We start from the raw sequence: 14,406 nt of genomic DNA, 5'->3' as shown, positions 1-14,406 counted from the left end.
TCTCAGGACACCTTAGGAGTCAAGAATCGCCGTGCGGTATCTGATCGCCTCAATCATCTTCACGCGGTCCTGCAACGGCCCTTCTGGCATAATGCCGTATCGACCGGTCGTCGTCGCCTTGGCATGACCAAGCAAAACGCCATGCTGTTCATCTAGATATCCGGCCGCGCGGAACGCATCCGCCACTCCATGCCGGAAGCTGTGGAAATTGTGCCGCTTGTCTGTCTTCACGCCAATCCGCTTGAAGTAGCCAGCGAAGAACCGGGAGGGCGTCCGGGAGAAGAATCCCCGAGTGTCCGGCTTCAGCTCAGGGAATAGCTGGGCCTTGCCACGCGCCAGCATGGCCGCGTGATAGTCGAGGAAGCCAAGCTTGATCAGCCCGCTGTGGACGGGCACCACGCGCTGACTGCCGTCCGTCTTGGTCGACTTAAGCCGGGAGCCTTCGCGGGTGACGTGGAAAATCCAGACGCCGTGCAACTGGCGAACGTCCGCCGTCATCAACTGCGCCAGCTCGCCAAGCCGGGCGCCGGTATAGATCGCGATCAGGGGCAGCCAATAGCGCCAATCCCTGATCTCAACGTCACCGGGCTTGTGTTCTTGGTCATCGCCAGCGCAGCGCGTGAGCAGCGGCGAGGTGAAGATGGTCCGCAACTGATCGTCCGAATAGGGGAACACCTTTTGCTTTTTCTTGTCGATCGCGAGGAACATGCCCCGGATGACATCCTGCTCAATGTATTCGTTGTTGAGTAGCCATTCGCAAAAGCCAGCGATGGCGGACAGGTAGCGATTGGTAGTGTTCTCGCTGATCGTCGGCTTGCCGATCGTCTTGTTCGCCTCAATGATCTTCCGGAAGGTCATCCCTTCGAATTCTTTGATCTTGAGGGCCTTGACCGGCCAAGAGGCGAGGGCGTGCTTCCAGTCGCGGACGGCTTTCCGGGTGATCGCGGAGACGTGCGAGGTCTCCCCGATGAATTCAAAGAACAGCCCAACAATCACGCGGTTCTGCGTCCAGGTGTCGAGGCTGACGGAGGCCTTCTTTTCGCTTTCGAACCGGTCATAGAGTTCCCAGAGGCTTTCACCGGGGGCGGCCTTCTTTCGGCCTGCCGTCGGGTCTGCGGGCGCCACGACCGAATCGGTAGGCGTGCCGGACCAGTTGCCCCGGTCGCGCTCCGCGCCGCGCTCCAATGCCTGAATCTCCGCCCGCTGAAGCTTCTGGCAAAGGTCTCGGTAAGCCTGCGAGCCTTTTTCAATGAGCAGCCGTTCCTGCTCAATCACCGCGTCCGCCGCCCATTCAATCGCGCCGGTCTCGCCTGTGGCGAGATGCTTGCGGACCTGGGCAAACTTGATCGCCCGCCGCTTCTGCGCGTAGGCGGGAGCATCCTTCATCACCATCAGGTCCACGGCGGCGCCGAGCTGAACGGCGGGATCGTCAGACCAAGGAACCGCCCCGGCAGTGATGTCGGCCATCAACTGATTTTTGGCTGTCTCGACCTGGGCCGATGTCGGCATGGCCGCGCGCTCCCGGCGGTCGTATTCCAGAACGGCTTCATAGTGGCGCCAGACGGCTGCCTGTAGGTCACCGGGCGTCGGCTCTTGCCGCTGAGCCAGCTCTTCGAATTGCGCCCTGTACTTCGCCAGGATGGGCAGCGCGGCGATTCGTGCCGCCTTCGGTTCCCGAACCCCGGTGCTCTTCCAAATCTCTTTCTTGCCGACGACGGATTGAAGCGCCTTGGGGACCGCGAGCCGGACGTAATAGACGGCCGAACCGCCCCGCCGTTGGATGTTTGACGCCAGTCCCATCAGCCCCTCGTAATACGGAGTCGTAACAGTTGATGGGGCTATCATTAGCTAATAAGCCATTGTGATTCAATCATTTATTGATTTCATTGGGTTTTTGGTAGGGGCAGAACCAATCCAGCTGCCCCGACCAGTCCCGGGCGGCGCCGGTCCTCAAGTCAGCATCCACCGGCAAGGGCAAGGCGCGTCCAGCCGTCTGGCGTCCGCGGCATCGGCAAGCCTCATCGAACCTTTGGACGTCGCGATAGACAAATCCATGTTGGGATTTCAGCGCCCAATGTCTAAACGGACGCCGCCAAGCGATGAATATTCCGCTTGTGCGGCGTTGCGTTTTTGCAGGTCGTGCGCGTCAGTTCGAAGCGTACCAGCCGGGCGGAAATGGGACGTACGACCAGGCCAATTGGTTGTCATTGGCGGCTCGCGGCGGCTGTTGCGAGGCCATGCTCGCGATCGGCGCGGGCGGCGTCACGCGGAGCGCGAGGCCCAGACGTGCACATTGCAATTTCATCATGGTCCCCCCGCAATCCACTTGCTTCCAAACGTTCGATCGTCGGCAAAGTTCAGTCTGAAAATCAGCATGCGCCGAAACGGCGCGCTCGTCCTCAAATCACGGGCATTCTAGGAAAACCGGCGCGGGCTTTCAACCGATCGCGCCGCCCATCCTAAGAAGAGTAAGGTTGATCGGCAAGGTTAAAGGCGAGCGGCTGTTGCGGCCGTTTGGCTGGCTGCTATCAGGTCGGTCCCGGCTCGCGATGGGCTGCTCTCACTCTGTGCGGCCACAGATGACGGTTCGTCGCGGCGCGCGGTTCAGCCTAAGTTCTGCGCCAGCGAGTTTCTGCCATGTCTCTTGATCGCAATATCGGGACCGTCGGTCCACAGTCGAACTGGACCGAGATCTGGCACCTCTGGACGGTGATCGTGCCGCGCCGCTCCATCAACGGGCAGTTCGTGCTCGGCAAGGTCTGGCGTCGCCACGACGGCCGTGACTGGATCTACAAGAAGTTCACCGAGTTCGACGGTGAAGAGGCGGCCTGAAGGGCGATAAGGTCGGGATGAGCGTCATCGCGCCTCGGATGGTCGTTGACGCAGTACGCTCCTAGCTCGCGTGCCGCTCGCCGGCTGCCGATCCCGGCGCCTGCACGCGCGGCAGCGGTAGCTTGAAGTAACGCTTCGCATAGGCGACGATCTCGGCGTCGGAGGGATGGTCGGCGGCTTCCACCGCGACGATCCGCTTGGCCAGGTCGGGCGCATTTGCGCGGATATGGCTGGCCAGCTCCGTCTTCGCACTCGCCGGCCCGATGATGAGGATCTCACCGGCATCGGCGAGGGCCGCGGTCACCTCGGCGTAGAACACCTTGTCGGGGGCAGCATGGCCGCTCCCGATGCTATTGGCCTTGTGATGAAGATGACGCGTCGCCAGGTGCGGATGCAGCGTGACTTCGTCCGAGCCGCTCAGGCCGAGATGGAAGATGCGGGCCTGCGAGTGATCGATCCATACCACGGCGTGGAAATGAGAGGGCATGAGTTGGGCCTTGTGCGAGAGGAGGCCGCCGGGCTCTGTGCGGCGGCTTAAGTCGCGGCACACTATGCGTGCCGGCGTCACCTCTGTTGACCCAGGTCAATCCGATCCCCGAGCGCCCGCTTCGCGGGGGCGTTCCGAAGGCCGCAGCGAAACGTTCTCAGGCCGCCTTCGCTTCCGCAACCGGCTTGGCCGGCGGCGGCTTCAGCGGCTTGTCCTGCTTCTTCGACCACGAGATGTAATAAGCCACCGTCGTCATGATCGCGATGCCGGCGACGCTGACGAAGATCTGCGCGAGCAGCGAGCCCGAGCTCATCGACAGCTCGAAATGACCGACGAAGGACAGGAACACGCCGACGCAGAACACGGCGAGCGACTGCTGGCCGCAGACGATCAGGGGGTCGAACACCTTCCACTCCAACCCCGGCCACTCCTTCGGCACGAAGCGGATCACCAGGATCACGATCACCACGAAATGGAGGAAGCGGTACGGTGCGAGGTTGGTCTTGTCATTGGGGTTGAAGGCCGAGAACAGCCATTCCGGGAACATGCCGCCGAAGGTGGGGAAACGGCCGGCCATGGTCATCACCAGCGCGAACAGGAGATAACCGAGGCAGACCCACAGCGTGATTGGCGAGTTGATCAGCGCTGCCGAGCGCCGCGCGCCGCCCATGGAGCACCAGGCGCCGAACACGAACAGCACCTGCCAGCAATAGGGGTTGAAGTACCACTGGCCGGCCGGATAGGCGGTCAGGTTCCAGCCGTAATGCCGCGCGGCGAGCCACAGCACGATCGACAGGATCATCGTCAAATCGGGTTTGCGCAGCATGAACCACAGCACCGGCGGAAACAGGCCCATCAGCACGATGTAGAGCGGCAGCACGTCGAGGTTGAGCGGCTTGAAGCGCAGGAAAAGACCCTGGCGCAGCGTCTCAGTGGCGTTGTCGACGAGGCCGGCGACGTTGAACTCGTTGATCATCTCGGAATCGCCGAAGCGCAGCGCGAGATAGCTGATCGAGGCGATGTAGATCACGAACAGGATGATGTGGGCGACATAGAGCTGCCAGACCCGTTTGGTCAGCCGCGTGGCGCCGACGATGAAGCCGCGGTCCAGCATCATCCGTGCATAGACGAAGGAGGCGGTGTAGCCGGAGATGAAGACGAACAGGTCGGCCGCGTCGGAAAAGCCGTAGTTGCGGGTCGTGATCCAGTTCACGACGTTGTCGGGGATATGGTCGAGAAAGATCGCCCAGTTCGCGACACCGCGAAACAGGTCGAGCCGGAGGTCGCGACCCTTGTCGGGAAGCGTGGCGCTGACGTTCAGGAAGGCCATGCGACGGATGCTCTCGGAGGGGACAGGTCTGCTGGTATCGACGAGACGGCGCCGGGCGGGATCCCGGCGCGGAAGGCGGGTACGCAATTGTCACGGTGCAGCATAATGACTATACCGTTGGCGAGGGTGCCGGGGCCGGAATCACGATCAATCCCAACCGGTTTCTCTATACTATCCCCGAGATTTCCACCAACTGCCACCGTGACGCATCGAAATCGAACGAAAAGACCTGGAGGCCCGGACCATCCATGACCGCACGCATTTTCAAGCCTGCCAAGAACGCGATGCAATCGGGCCGGTCCAAGACCAGGGAATGGCAGCTCGATTACGAGCCGGAGCAGCCGCGGGCGGTCGAGCCGCTGATGGGTTGGACCTCGTCGGCCGACATGAAGCAGCAGATCACGCTGCGCTTCCATAGCAAGGAAGAGGCGATCGCCTATTGCGAGCGCAAGGGCATCGCCTATCAGGTGATCGAGCCGAAGGAGTCGATCCGGCGGCCGGTTGCCTATGCCGACAATTTCTCGTTCCGCCGCGGCGAGCCCTGGACGCACTGAGGGGGCGGCCGCGCCGGCGGGACACGCTCGGCCTGTGGCGGCGCGGCATTCCGCACACGTCGATTGGTGGCCAGCACTCCAGGTTCTGCCCTTGGCACCAATTCCCCTCCGTGCTTCGCTGCTCATGACAAGCTTATGAGCGAGGGCAGGGTATGGCGGGGCGTGACCAGCTCGACGGCGTCGATCTGAAAATCCTATCCGAGCTGCAGCAGGACGGGCGGGTTCGTAACAACGAGCTTGCGCTGCGGGTCGGTGTGTCCGCGCCGAACTGCCTGCGGCGGCTGAAGTCGCTGTTCAGCCGCGGCGTGATCCGGGCGGTGCGCGCGGTGATCGACGAGCGGCTGCTCGGCTACGAGGTGGTGTCGTTCGTCTCGATCCAGCTCGGCAGCCAGGCCCAGCCGGTACTGGAGGCGTTCGAGAGCTCGATCGCCGCGATTCCGCGCATCCAGCAGTGCTGGCGGATTTCCGGCGACACCGACTATCTGCTCAAATGCGTGGCGCCGAGTGTCGAAAGCATGCGCCAGCAGCTCCTGCATTTCGCCGCGATGCCAAACGTCAAGAACGTCCGCAGCTTCCCCGTGCTCGGGGTTGCCAAGGACGTGCCGCTGCCGCTTCAGGAGGTCGCGGTGGCATCAGCGGGCTAGCAGGCCACGCCCGTCGGCGGCCTGCACTGCATTTTGAATCAATTCCGAAGGCATGGGGAGGCGATCGACGGGCGACGTCGGCATTATACCAACTCAAACTGAAGTAGCGTTCGAAGATCTTACTTGGAGGAGGGTAAGTGCATCCCCCAAAAAATAGACGCGGCCGTGTGAACTGTCTCACAGAGTGGCGATCCGCGCGGGTCCATGCTTTCGGGAGGTCGCCCGAATTGCAGACGGGCCGGATTGAAACCAGGGGAAGCGCGTCATGGCTCCCAACCCGATTTTCATCAGCCATCGGTCAGAATACGGCCGGATAGCCCGTGCGATGAAGAAGGTCATTGAGACCGCTTCGCATGGACAAATCGATGTTTTCATTTCGGAGGACATTCCGCGCGGCAATGAATGGCGGCCCTCTATCGAGCAACATCTTCGTACAGCGCAAAGCCTGTTTCTGCTGTACGGCGCGCCCTATGAGGACTGGTCCTGGTGCTTTTATGAAGCCGGATATTTTGCCGCCGCAAGACCGGCAGCCATCGATCGCCGGATTTTCTGCCTGATCCGCCCGAAGGTGAGCCCGCCTGGTCCGCTCAGCCACCTGCAGATGTTGACGAGCAAGGATCAACTCATCAAGGAGTTGATCGGCATTTTCGAGAGGAACGCCATCGACGTCGACGCCAGCGAGTTGCGCGGGCTGGTCGGCAAGCTGGATAGCAGTCTGTTCGGCGAGATTCGCGAATTCGACGGCTATCCGCGCGTGCATTTCGTGGCATCCGACGCCGACCTCGCCCATGGGGAGATTCCCCCTACGGCCGAGTTCACCGGCGACGACAATGTGCTCGGCGATCTCTTCACCATCCAGGCTCAGTCCGTACCCTGGTGCAGGGTCCAGAAGCTGGCAAATACCGAAACTGGAAGGCAGAACTTCGTCTACAAATGGCTCGAGGAAACCGCGCAGATAGTGCTTGCGGCGCGCGAGAACGCTTTCGTTGCACCGCAGGCCGTGCTGATCGGGCGCGGCGGCCGGCGCTACCGGACCTTGCTGCACCGGGCTCGTGTCCAGGGCGATGGCGATTACCGCTGCGAATTCCTGGCGATCGAGGAGGTCGGCGGGCCGCTGACCGGATTGTCGAGCAAGCAGCTGTCACTATTGACCGCCATCCGCATGGGCTACCGGTTCAGGTCCGAGATCATCCAGAAATTCCCTGCCGATTTCGACGCGCAATCGTCCGACGAGCGCGAGCGCCGGATCCAACAGATCCCGCGCGTGATCGAGGATTTGACGGTTGAATCGCGTACGCGCGGCAATATCAGTACGGAGGACTTTCTGGCGGCATTCGACGAGGTCGAAACCGAGAAGATGTCGCGTCTGCTGGACTACTGGCCGATCCTGGCCCGCGAGATGTACAAATCGCTGGGGTTGTCGAGCGATGGAAAAACCGTCATTCGGCCGGGCCTTGTCGGTGCGGAGGTCGAACGCTATCGCACGGTTCTCCAGGCCATGCGGCTGCTCAACATCGAGTTCCTGTCGCGGAGCTGCGCGCGCGTCGCACAGATGATGAAGCGATCGGAGGAGGAATTGACCGACAACGCCAAGGCGCTCGAAGACGCCGTCAAGGCGCTGACCGTTCCGGATGTCAAGACGGCGGCGTGACGCCTGCGCGGCTCACCGGTACCTGCCGCGAAAATCGCGCGGGCTTGTGCCGGTCCACGTCCGAAAGGCCCGCGAAAAGCTTTTCTCGTTGCGAAAGCCGGCGATCTCGGCAATGCGCTTGATCGGTGCGCGGCCGCGCATCAGCTCCTGTTTGGCCAGCTCGAATTTGGCTTCTTCCTTGAGATCGCGCAGCGAGGTGGACTCCTCGCGCAGGCGGCGATGCATGGTGCGGGTGGAGAGCGCGAGCTCGCGCGCGACGTCCTCGGCACCGAGGACCCGTCCGCGCGCATCGCGCAGCACGCGGCGGACGCGCTCGACAAGCAGGCGGTCGCGTCGGTAGGGCAGCACGGTCAGCCGGAGCGCGCCCTTGAGCATGTTGTCGAGATCGGCAGCGCTGCGCGTCAGCGGCAGCGAGAGATAGTGCTTGTCGAAGACGATGGCGGCGCGGTCCGCATCGAAGCGGAGGCTCCGGCAAAAGATGGTCGGATAGACCGAGAGGTGGCCGGGCTCGGAATATGGAAACTCAGCGGCGCGGAGCGCGATCTGGGAGTCGACAGCCCAGCATGAGAATCCGAGCACGTAGCGGAACAGCGTGACGAGGCAGAACTCGCGGAAGGGCCCGAGGTCACGGAGCTGACGGATCGACACGACAGCCGTCTCTTCGCCAACCTCGAGATCGAGCAGCACATCCTCTGTGACCAGGCGGTGATGCCGGCACCAGCGCTTGAGCGCGACCTCCAGCGTCGGTGCAGTGATCGAGGCCCGGCACAGCATGCCATAGGTGCCCCATGGCAGCCGGCGCGAGAACCAGCCGAGCGCCTCGTCATCGAGCTCGCGCATGGCATGGCCGGCCAGCGCCTCGAACTGGGCCGCGGTCACGCGCCCATCAGGAGAATTCAGGAGCTCCGGCGCGACCTGGCCCCGGCTCAAGGCTTCGGCGGGATCGCGGCCGTAATGCTCATACGCGGCCACCACGCCGCGGACGAAGGCGGCGGGCGTGACGGCGCGGCGCGGAATTGCGGTGGCGGCTTGAAAAGGCATCGGAATTCCTTTCAGAAATCCTCGCCAAGTTTGGCGGAAAATGCAACCTTTTCGACGACAAGAGGGCCGGGACCGGGCTAGGTTCGGAGCCCAAAATACGGAGGACTCGCCTTGAACATCCCGAGCATCGATTTCGATCTGGGCGAAGACATCAGCCTGCTGCGCGACACCGTTCGTTCGTTCGTGGAGGCGGAGATCACCCCGCGTGCCGCCGAGATCGAAAAGGCTAATCTTTTCCCCGCAGACCTCTGGAAACGCTTCGGCGACCTCGGCCTGCTCGGCATGACCGCGCCGGAGCAATATGGCGGCTCCAATATGGGCTATCTCGCCCATATCGTCGCCATGGAGGAAATCTCGCGCGGTTCGGCGGCCGTCGCCCTGTCCTACGGCGCCCATTCCAATCTTTGCGTCAATCAGATTCGCCGCAACGGCAATGACGCGCAGCGGCAGCGTTATCTGCCGAAGCTGATCTCAGGCGAATATGTTGGTGCGCTCGCAATGTCCGAGCCGGGCGCCGGCTCCGACGTGGTCTCGATGAAGCTGCGCGCCGACAAGCGCGGCGACCGCTACGTGCTCAACGGCTCCAAGATGTGGATCACCAATGGCGGCGATGCCGACGTGCTGGTGGTCTACGCCAAGACCGATCCGGAAGCCGGCCCGCGCGGCATGACCGCGTTCCTGATCGAGAAGGGCTTTAAAGGCTTCACGCATGGCCAGCATCTCGACAAGCTCGGCATGCGCGGGTCCAACACCTATCCCTTGTTCTTCGACGATTGCGAGGTGCCGGAGGAAAACGTGCTCGGCAAGGTCGGCGAGGGCGTCAGGGTGCTGATGTCCGGCCTCGATTATGAGCGCGCGGTGCTCTCCGGCGGGCCGCTCGGCATCATGGCGGCCTGCATGGACGCGGTGGTGCCCTACATGCACGAGCGCAAGCAGTTCGGCCAGCCGATCGGCGACTTCCAGTTGATGCAGGGCAAGCTCGCCGACATGTATTCGACCTGGCAGGCCACGCGCGCTTATGTCTATGCGGTGGGGCGCGCCTGCGACCGCGCCGACCACGCGCGCACCCTGCGCAAGGACGCGGCTGCCGCGATCCTCTATTCCGCGGAGAAGGCGACATGGATGGCCGGCGAGGCGATCCAGGCGCTGGGCGGGGTCGGCTACACGTCCGAATTCCCGGTCGGGCGCCTGTGGCGCGACGCCAAGCTCTACGAAATCGGCGCCGGCACCTCGGAAGTGCGCCGCATGCTGATCGGCCGCGAGCTGATGGCCGAGACGGCTTAAGCCCTTCACCTCATTGGAATCACCATGCCGCTTCATTCCAGCATCGATCCGTCGTCCTCAGATTTCGCGCGTAATTCCGAGGCCATGCGCAACCTCGTCGCGGACCTGCGCGAAAAGCTTGCCCAAGTCGCCGGCGGCGGCGGCGAAGCCTCGCGCAAGCGCCACACCGCGCGCGGCAAGATGCTGGCGCGCGAGCGCGTGGACCTGTTGGTCGATCCCGGCACCTCGTTCCTGGAGCTGTCGCCGCTTGCCGCCTATGGCCTCTATGGCGGTGACGTGCATTCGGCCAGTGTCGTCACCGGCGTTGGCCGCATCTCGGGGCGCGAATGCGTCATCGTCGCCAATGATGCCACCATCAAGGGCGGCACCTATTACCCGATGACGGTGAAGAAGCATCTGCGCGCGCAGGACATTGCGCGGCAGAACAATCTGCCTTGCGTCTACATGGTGGATTCCGGCGGCGCCTTCCTGCCGCTGCAGGACGAGATCTTTCCGGACGAGCGGCACTTCGGCCGCATCTTCTACAATCAGGCGCAGATGTCGTCGCAGGGGATTCCGCAGATCGCGATCGTGATGGGCTCCTGCACCGCTGGCGGCGCCTATGTGCCGGCGATGTCGGACGAGAGCATCATCGTGCGGAATCAAGGCACCATCTTCCTCGGCGGCCCGCCGCTGGTGAAGGCCGCGACCGGCGAGGTCGTCAGCGCGGAGGAGCTCGGCGGCGCCGACGTGCATTCGCGGCAGTCCGGCGTGACCGATCACTATGCCCAGAACGATGCGCATGCGATCGGCATCGCCCGGCGTATCGTCGGAACGCTCAAGCCTTCCACGCGGCCGAACCTGAACATGCATAAGCCGCGCGACCCGCTGTTTCCGGCTGAGGAAATCTACGGGGTGGTGCCGGTCGACGGCCGCAAGCCGTTCGACGTGCGCGACATCATCGCGCGCATCGTCGACGGCTCGGAATTCGACGAGTTCAAGAAGCTCTACGGCACGACGCTGGTATGCGGCTTCGCCCATATCTGGGGCTATCCTGTCGGTATCATTGCCAACAACGGCATTCTCTTCAGCGAGAGCTCGCTCAAGGGCGCGCATTTCATCGAGCTGTGCTGCCAGCGCGGCATTCCGCTTGTTTTCTTACAGAACATCACCGGCTTCATGGTCGGCAAGAAATACGAGGCCGGCGGCATCGCGCGCGACGGTGCCAAGCTGGTGACGGCGGTCGCGACCGCCTCGGTGCCGAAATTCACCGTCGTAATCGGCGGCTCCTACGGCGCCGGCAATTACGGCATGTGCGGGCGCGCCTATTCACCGCGCTTCCTGTGGATGTGGCCGAACGCGCGCATCTCGGTGATGGGCGGCGAGCAGGCCTCGATGGTGCTGAGCCAGGTCCGGCGCGACAATATCGAGGCCAAGGGCGAGAGCTGGTCCAGGGAAGAGGAAGACAAGTTCCGCGAGCCGATCCGCGCGCAATATGAGAGCCAGGGCCATCCCTATTACGCGACCGCGCGTCTCTGGGACGACGGCGTGATCGACCCCGCCGACACGCGCCTCGTGCTCGGCCTCGGCCTTTCGGCGGCGTCGAATGCGCCGATCGAACCAACGAAATTCGGCCTGTTCAGGATGTGATGCGATGGACCGCTCGAAGCTCTACCGCCGTTTTCGCAACGTTCTGATCGCCAATCGCGGCGAGATCGCCTGCCGCGTCATCCGCACCGCGCGGGCCATGGGCCTGCGCACCGTCGCGGTCTATTCCGAGGCCGATCGCGAGGCGATGCATGTCGCGCTCGCGGACGAAGCCGTGCTGCTCGGGCCGGCGCGTGCCCGCGACAGCTACCTCAACATCGAGCGGCTGATCGAGGCCGCGCGCAAGACCGGCGCCGAGGCGGTGCATCCCGGCTACGGCTTCCTGTCCGAGAATGCCGAGTTCGCGCAGGCTTGTTATGACGCCGGCCTCGTCTTCGTCGGGCCGACCGCCGGGATGATGACGGCAATGGGCTCGAAGTCCGGTTCAAAAGAGCTGATGGAGAAGGCCGGCGTGCCGCTGGTGCCGGGCTATCACGGTGAGGCCCAGGACGAGGCGACGCTCGCCAGGGCGGCCGACAAGATCGGCTTTCCCGTGCTGGTGAAGGCCTCGGCCGGCGGCGGCGGGCGCGGCATGCGCATCGTGCGCTCGGCCGACGAGCTTGCGCCCGCGATCGTCAGCGCCAAGCGCGAGGCCAAAGCCGCCTTCGGCGATGACCGCATGCTGATCGAGAAATACGTCGATAATCCCAGGCATATCGAGGTGCAGATCATCGGCGACAGCCACGGTAATCTGCTTTCGCTGTTCGAGCGCGAGTGCACGCTGCAACGGCGGCACCAGAAGGTGATCGAGGAGGCGCCGTCGCCGACGCTCAATGCCGCGCAGCGCGAGACCGTCTGCGCTGCCGCGCGAAAAGCGGCGGGCGCGGTGAACTATGTCGGCGCCGGCACCATCGAGTTCGTCTCCGACGGCAAGGACGTGTTCTTCATCGAGATGAACACGCGCCTGCAGGTCGAGCATCCCGTGACCGAGCTTATCAGCGGGATTGATCTGGTCGAATGGCAGCTGCGCGTCGCCTTCGGGGAGGCGCTGCCGCTCAAGCAGGACGAGATCAGGCTCAACGGCCATGCGATCGAGGCCCGCGTCTACGCCGAGAACCCGACCAAGAATTTCATGCCGTCCGTCGGCAGGATCTCGACCTGGCGGCTGCCGGCCGAGACTGGGGGCTTGCGCATCGACGCCGGCTATCGCGAGGGCGATACGGTCTCGCCGTATTATGACGCCATGCTCGCCAAGGTGATCGCGTGGGCGCCGACGCGGGACGTTGCGATCGAGCGGCTCAATCGGGGACTGGAGCAGACCGACGTCCGCGGCATCGTCAGCAACATCCCGTTCCTCTCGGCCCTGATCACGCATCCGAAGGTTCGCGCGAACGCGATAGACACCGGCTTCATCGAGCGTGAGCTGGCGGTGCTGACGTCGGCTGCGCCTGCACCCGGAGAGCTCGAGCTCTGCGCCGCAGTCGCCGCAATCGTCAACGAGGAGCGGCAGGCCGCGCAGGCGGAGGCGAATTCACCCTGGCAGACCTTCGGATGGCAGCCGGTCGGCCGCCGCCAGCGCAGTTTTGCCTTCCGCGTCGGCCATGGTCCGGAGCAGAAGATCACGCTGAACTACGGTAGCGGACCGTCGACGCTGATGATCGGCGAGCGCGAGCTGGCGTTCACGATCGCGGCGAAGGACGGCGGTTTCGACCTGACCCTGGACGGCGTCAAATCGTCAGTGGCGGCTGTGATCGACGGCCATGAGCTGTACCTGCGCACGCGCAACGGCCGTTTCGAGCTGCATTGGGTCGATCCGTTCGGCGGCGAGAGCGAGGAGCATGTCGGCGAGGACAAGATCGCCGCGCCCTTGCCCGGCACTGTGGTCGCCGTGCTGGCCGAGGAGGGGGCCAAGCTGGAGAAGGGCGCGCCGATCCTGACCCTGGAAGTGATGAAGATGGAGCAGACGCTGCGCGCGCCCTATGCCGGCGTGCTCAAGTCCATAAAGTGCAAGGTCGGCGACATCGTGCAGGAGGGCGTCGAGCTCGCCGTGGTCGAGCCTGCAGGAGAGTGACATGAGCGACCAGGTGCGCATCATCGAAATGGGGCCGCGCGACGGCCTTCAGAACGAGAAGACGCCCGTCAGCGTCGAGGCCCGCATCGCCTTCATCGAGGCGCTGGTGGCGGCCGGGCTGCACACCGTGGAGGTCGGCGCCTTCGTCTCGCCCAAGGCGATCCCGCAGATGGCAAGCTCGGACGCCGTGCTGCGTGGCGTGGCGCATGTGAAGGACGCCGAATTCCACGTATTGGTGCCGAACGAGAAAGGCTATGAGGCCGCGCGGGCCGCGGGCGCCAAAGTGGTCTCCGTGTTCGCGGCGGCCTCCGAAGGGTTTTCGCGGGCGAACATCAACTGCACGGTCGCGGAGTCCATCGAGCGCTTCAAGCCCGTGCTGACGCGCGCCAAGGCTGATGGCGTCAAGGTGCGCGGCTATATCTCCTGCGTGCTGGGTTGTCCGTTCGATGGCGAGATTAAACCGAAAGCTGTCGCCGATCTCGCGAGCACGCTGTTCGAGCTCGGCTGCTATGAGATCTCGCTTGGCGACACCATCGGTGTCGGCACGCCAGCCAAAGCCAAGGAGATGCTGCGCGCGGTTGCCGCCAACATTCCCGCAGCCGGGCTCGCGATGCATTTCCACGACACGTACGGCCAGGCGCTCGCCAACCTCTATGCGGGCCTGGAGGAGGGCGTCCGCGTCATCGACGCCGCCGCCGGCGGCCTCGGCGGCTGTCCCTACGCGCCGGGCGCGACGGGGAACGTCGCGACCGAGGATGTCGTCTATATGCTCGAAGGCATGGGGATCAGGACGGGTGTCGATATGGAGAAGCTGCTGGCGGCGACGAACGCGATGAGCGGCGTGCTGGGCAAGCCGCCCGTGAGCCGCGTGGCGTCGGCGCTGAACGCGAAGGAGAAGCGGGCGGCGGCTTCGTAGTTTTTCGTCATTGCGAGGAGCGAAGCGACG

General features: G+C 63.8%; 12 protein-coding genes. 8 read left to right on the top strand and 4 right to left on the bottom strand.

Features of this window, described 5'->3' with window-relative positions; translation table 11 throughout:
* Positions 1 to 12 precede the first annotated feature (12 nt).
* Positions 13 to 1,800, bottom strand: a complete 1,788-nt coding sequence (locus AC24YW_RS00155) for a DUF6538 domain-containing protein (RefSeq protein WP_487480803.1) — start codon at positions 1,798 to 1,800, stop codon at positions 13 to 15.
* Between the two features lie 837 nt (positions 1,801 to 2,637).
* Here AC24YW_RS00155 and AC24YW_RS00150 point away from each other — a divergent pair.
* Complete coding sequence (locus tag AC24YW_RS00150) at positions 2,638 to 2,832, top strand: hypothetical protein (RefSeq protein WP_487480802.1); 195 nt, start codon at positions 2,638 to 2,640, stop codon at positions 2,830 to 2,832.
* A 61-nt stretch (positions 2,833 to 2,893) separates the two neighbouring features.
* Here the strand turns inward: AC24YW_RS00150 and AC24YW_RS00145 are convergent, their stop codons facing one another.
* Positions 2,894 to 3,319 carry a translational machinery protein gene (locus AC24YW_RS00145; protein WP_487480801.1) on the bottom strand — a complete coding sequence of 142 codons (426 nt, stop codon included), beginning with the start codon at positions 3,317 to 3,319 and terminating at the stop codon, positions 2,894 to 2,896.
* A 157-nt stretch (positions 3,320 to 3,476) separates the two neighbouring features.
* Positions 3,477 to 4,649 carry an OpgC domain-containing protein gene (locus tag AC24YW_RS00140; RefSeq protein ID WP_487480800.1) on the bottom strand — a complete coding sequence of 391 codons (1,173 nt, stop codon included), beginning with the start codon at positions 4,647 to 4,649 and terminating at the stop codon, positions 3,477 to 3,479.
* Positions 4,650 to 4,897: 248 nt separating this feature from the next.
* On the opposite strand from AC24YW_RS00140, the gene AC24YW_RS00135 reads away from it, so the two are divergent.
* From AC24YW_RS00135 to AC24YW_RS00125, 3 genes are all read left to right on the top strand, one after another.
* The gene (locus AC24YW_RS00135) at positions 4,898 to 5,203 is read left to right on the top strand and encodes an ETC complex I subunit (protein WP_487480799.1); all 306 of its coding nucleotides are present in this window, start codon (positions 4,898 to 4,900) and stop codon (positions 5,201 to 5,203) included.
* Positions 5,204 to 5,355: 152 nt separating this feature from the next.
* A complete protein-coding gene (locus tag AC24YW_RS00130; protein WP_487480798.1) occupies positions 5,356 to 5,847 on the top strand; it encodes an Lrp/AsnC family transcriptional regulator in 492 nt (163 codons plus the stop codon).
* Between the two features lie 265 nt (positions 5,848 to 6,112).
* The gene (locus AC24YW_RS00125) at positions 6,113 to 7,498 is read left to right on the top strand and encodes a toll/interleukin-1 receptor domain-containing protein (protein WP_487480797.1); all 1,386 of its coding nucleotides are present in this window, start codon (positions 6,113 to 6,115) and stop codon (positions 7,496 to 7,498) included.
* A gap of 12 nt (positions 7,499 to 7,510) precedes the next feature.
* Here AC24YW_RS00125 and AC24YW_RS00120 read toward each other — a convergent pair whose 3' ends face one another.
* Entirely contained in the window at positions 7,511 to 8,539 is a 1,029-nt protein-coding gene (locus AC24YW_RS00120; protein WP_487480796.1) for an AraC family transcriptional regulator, read from the bottom strand.
* Between the two features lie 111 nt (positions 8,540 to 8,650).
* Between AC24YW_RS00120 and AC24YW_RS00115 the strand changes: the two genes are divergently transcribed.
* The 4 genes from AC24YW_RS00115 to AC24YW_RS00100 are packed head-to-tail and all read left to right on the top strand — an operon-like array spanning position 8,651 to position 14,376.
* Positions 8,651 to 9,823 (top strand): isovaleryl-CoA dehydrogenase, encoded by a 1,173-nt coding sequence (locus tag AC24YW_RS00115; RefSeq protein ID WP_487480795.1) that lies wholly within the window; start codon positions 8,651 to 8,653, stop codon positions 9,821 to 9,823.
* Positions 9,824 to 9,847: 24 nt separating this feature from the next.
* Positions 9,848 to 11,452, top strand: a complete 1,605-nt coding sequence (locus AC24YW_RS00110) for a carboxyl transferase domain-containing protein (protein ID WP_487480794.1) — start codon at positions 9,848 to 9,850, stop codon at positions 11,450 to 11,452.
* Between the two features lie 4 nt (positions 11,453 to 11,456).
* Positions 11,457 to 13,460: an acetyl/propionyl/methylcrotonyl-CoA carboxylase subunit alpha gene (locus AC24YW_RS00105; RefSeq protein ID WP_487480793.1), complete on the top strand. Its 2,004-nt coding sequence runs from the start codon at positions 11,457 to 11,459 to the stop codon at positions 13,458 to 13,460.
* Position 13,461: 1 nt separating this feature from the next.
* Complete coding sequence (locus AC24YW_RS00100) at positions 13,462 to 14,376, top strand: hydroxymethylglutaryl-CoA lyase (RefSeq protein ID WP_487480792.1); 915 nt, start codon at positions 13,462 to 13,464, stop codon at positions 14,374 to 14,376.
* Positions 14,377 to 14,406 lie beyond the last annotated feature (30 nt).

The sequence above is a fragment of the Bradyrhizobium sp. USDA3516 genome (assembly GCF_057651995.1).
The sequence above is the reverse complement of the archived record's forward strand: the minus strand, read 5'-3'. Positions and strand labels throughout refer to the sequence as shown.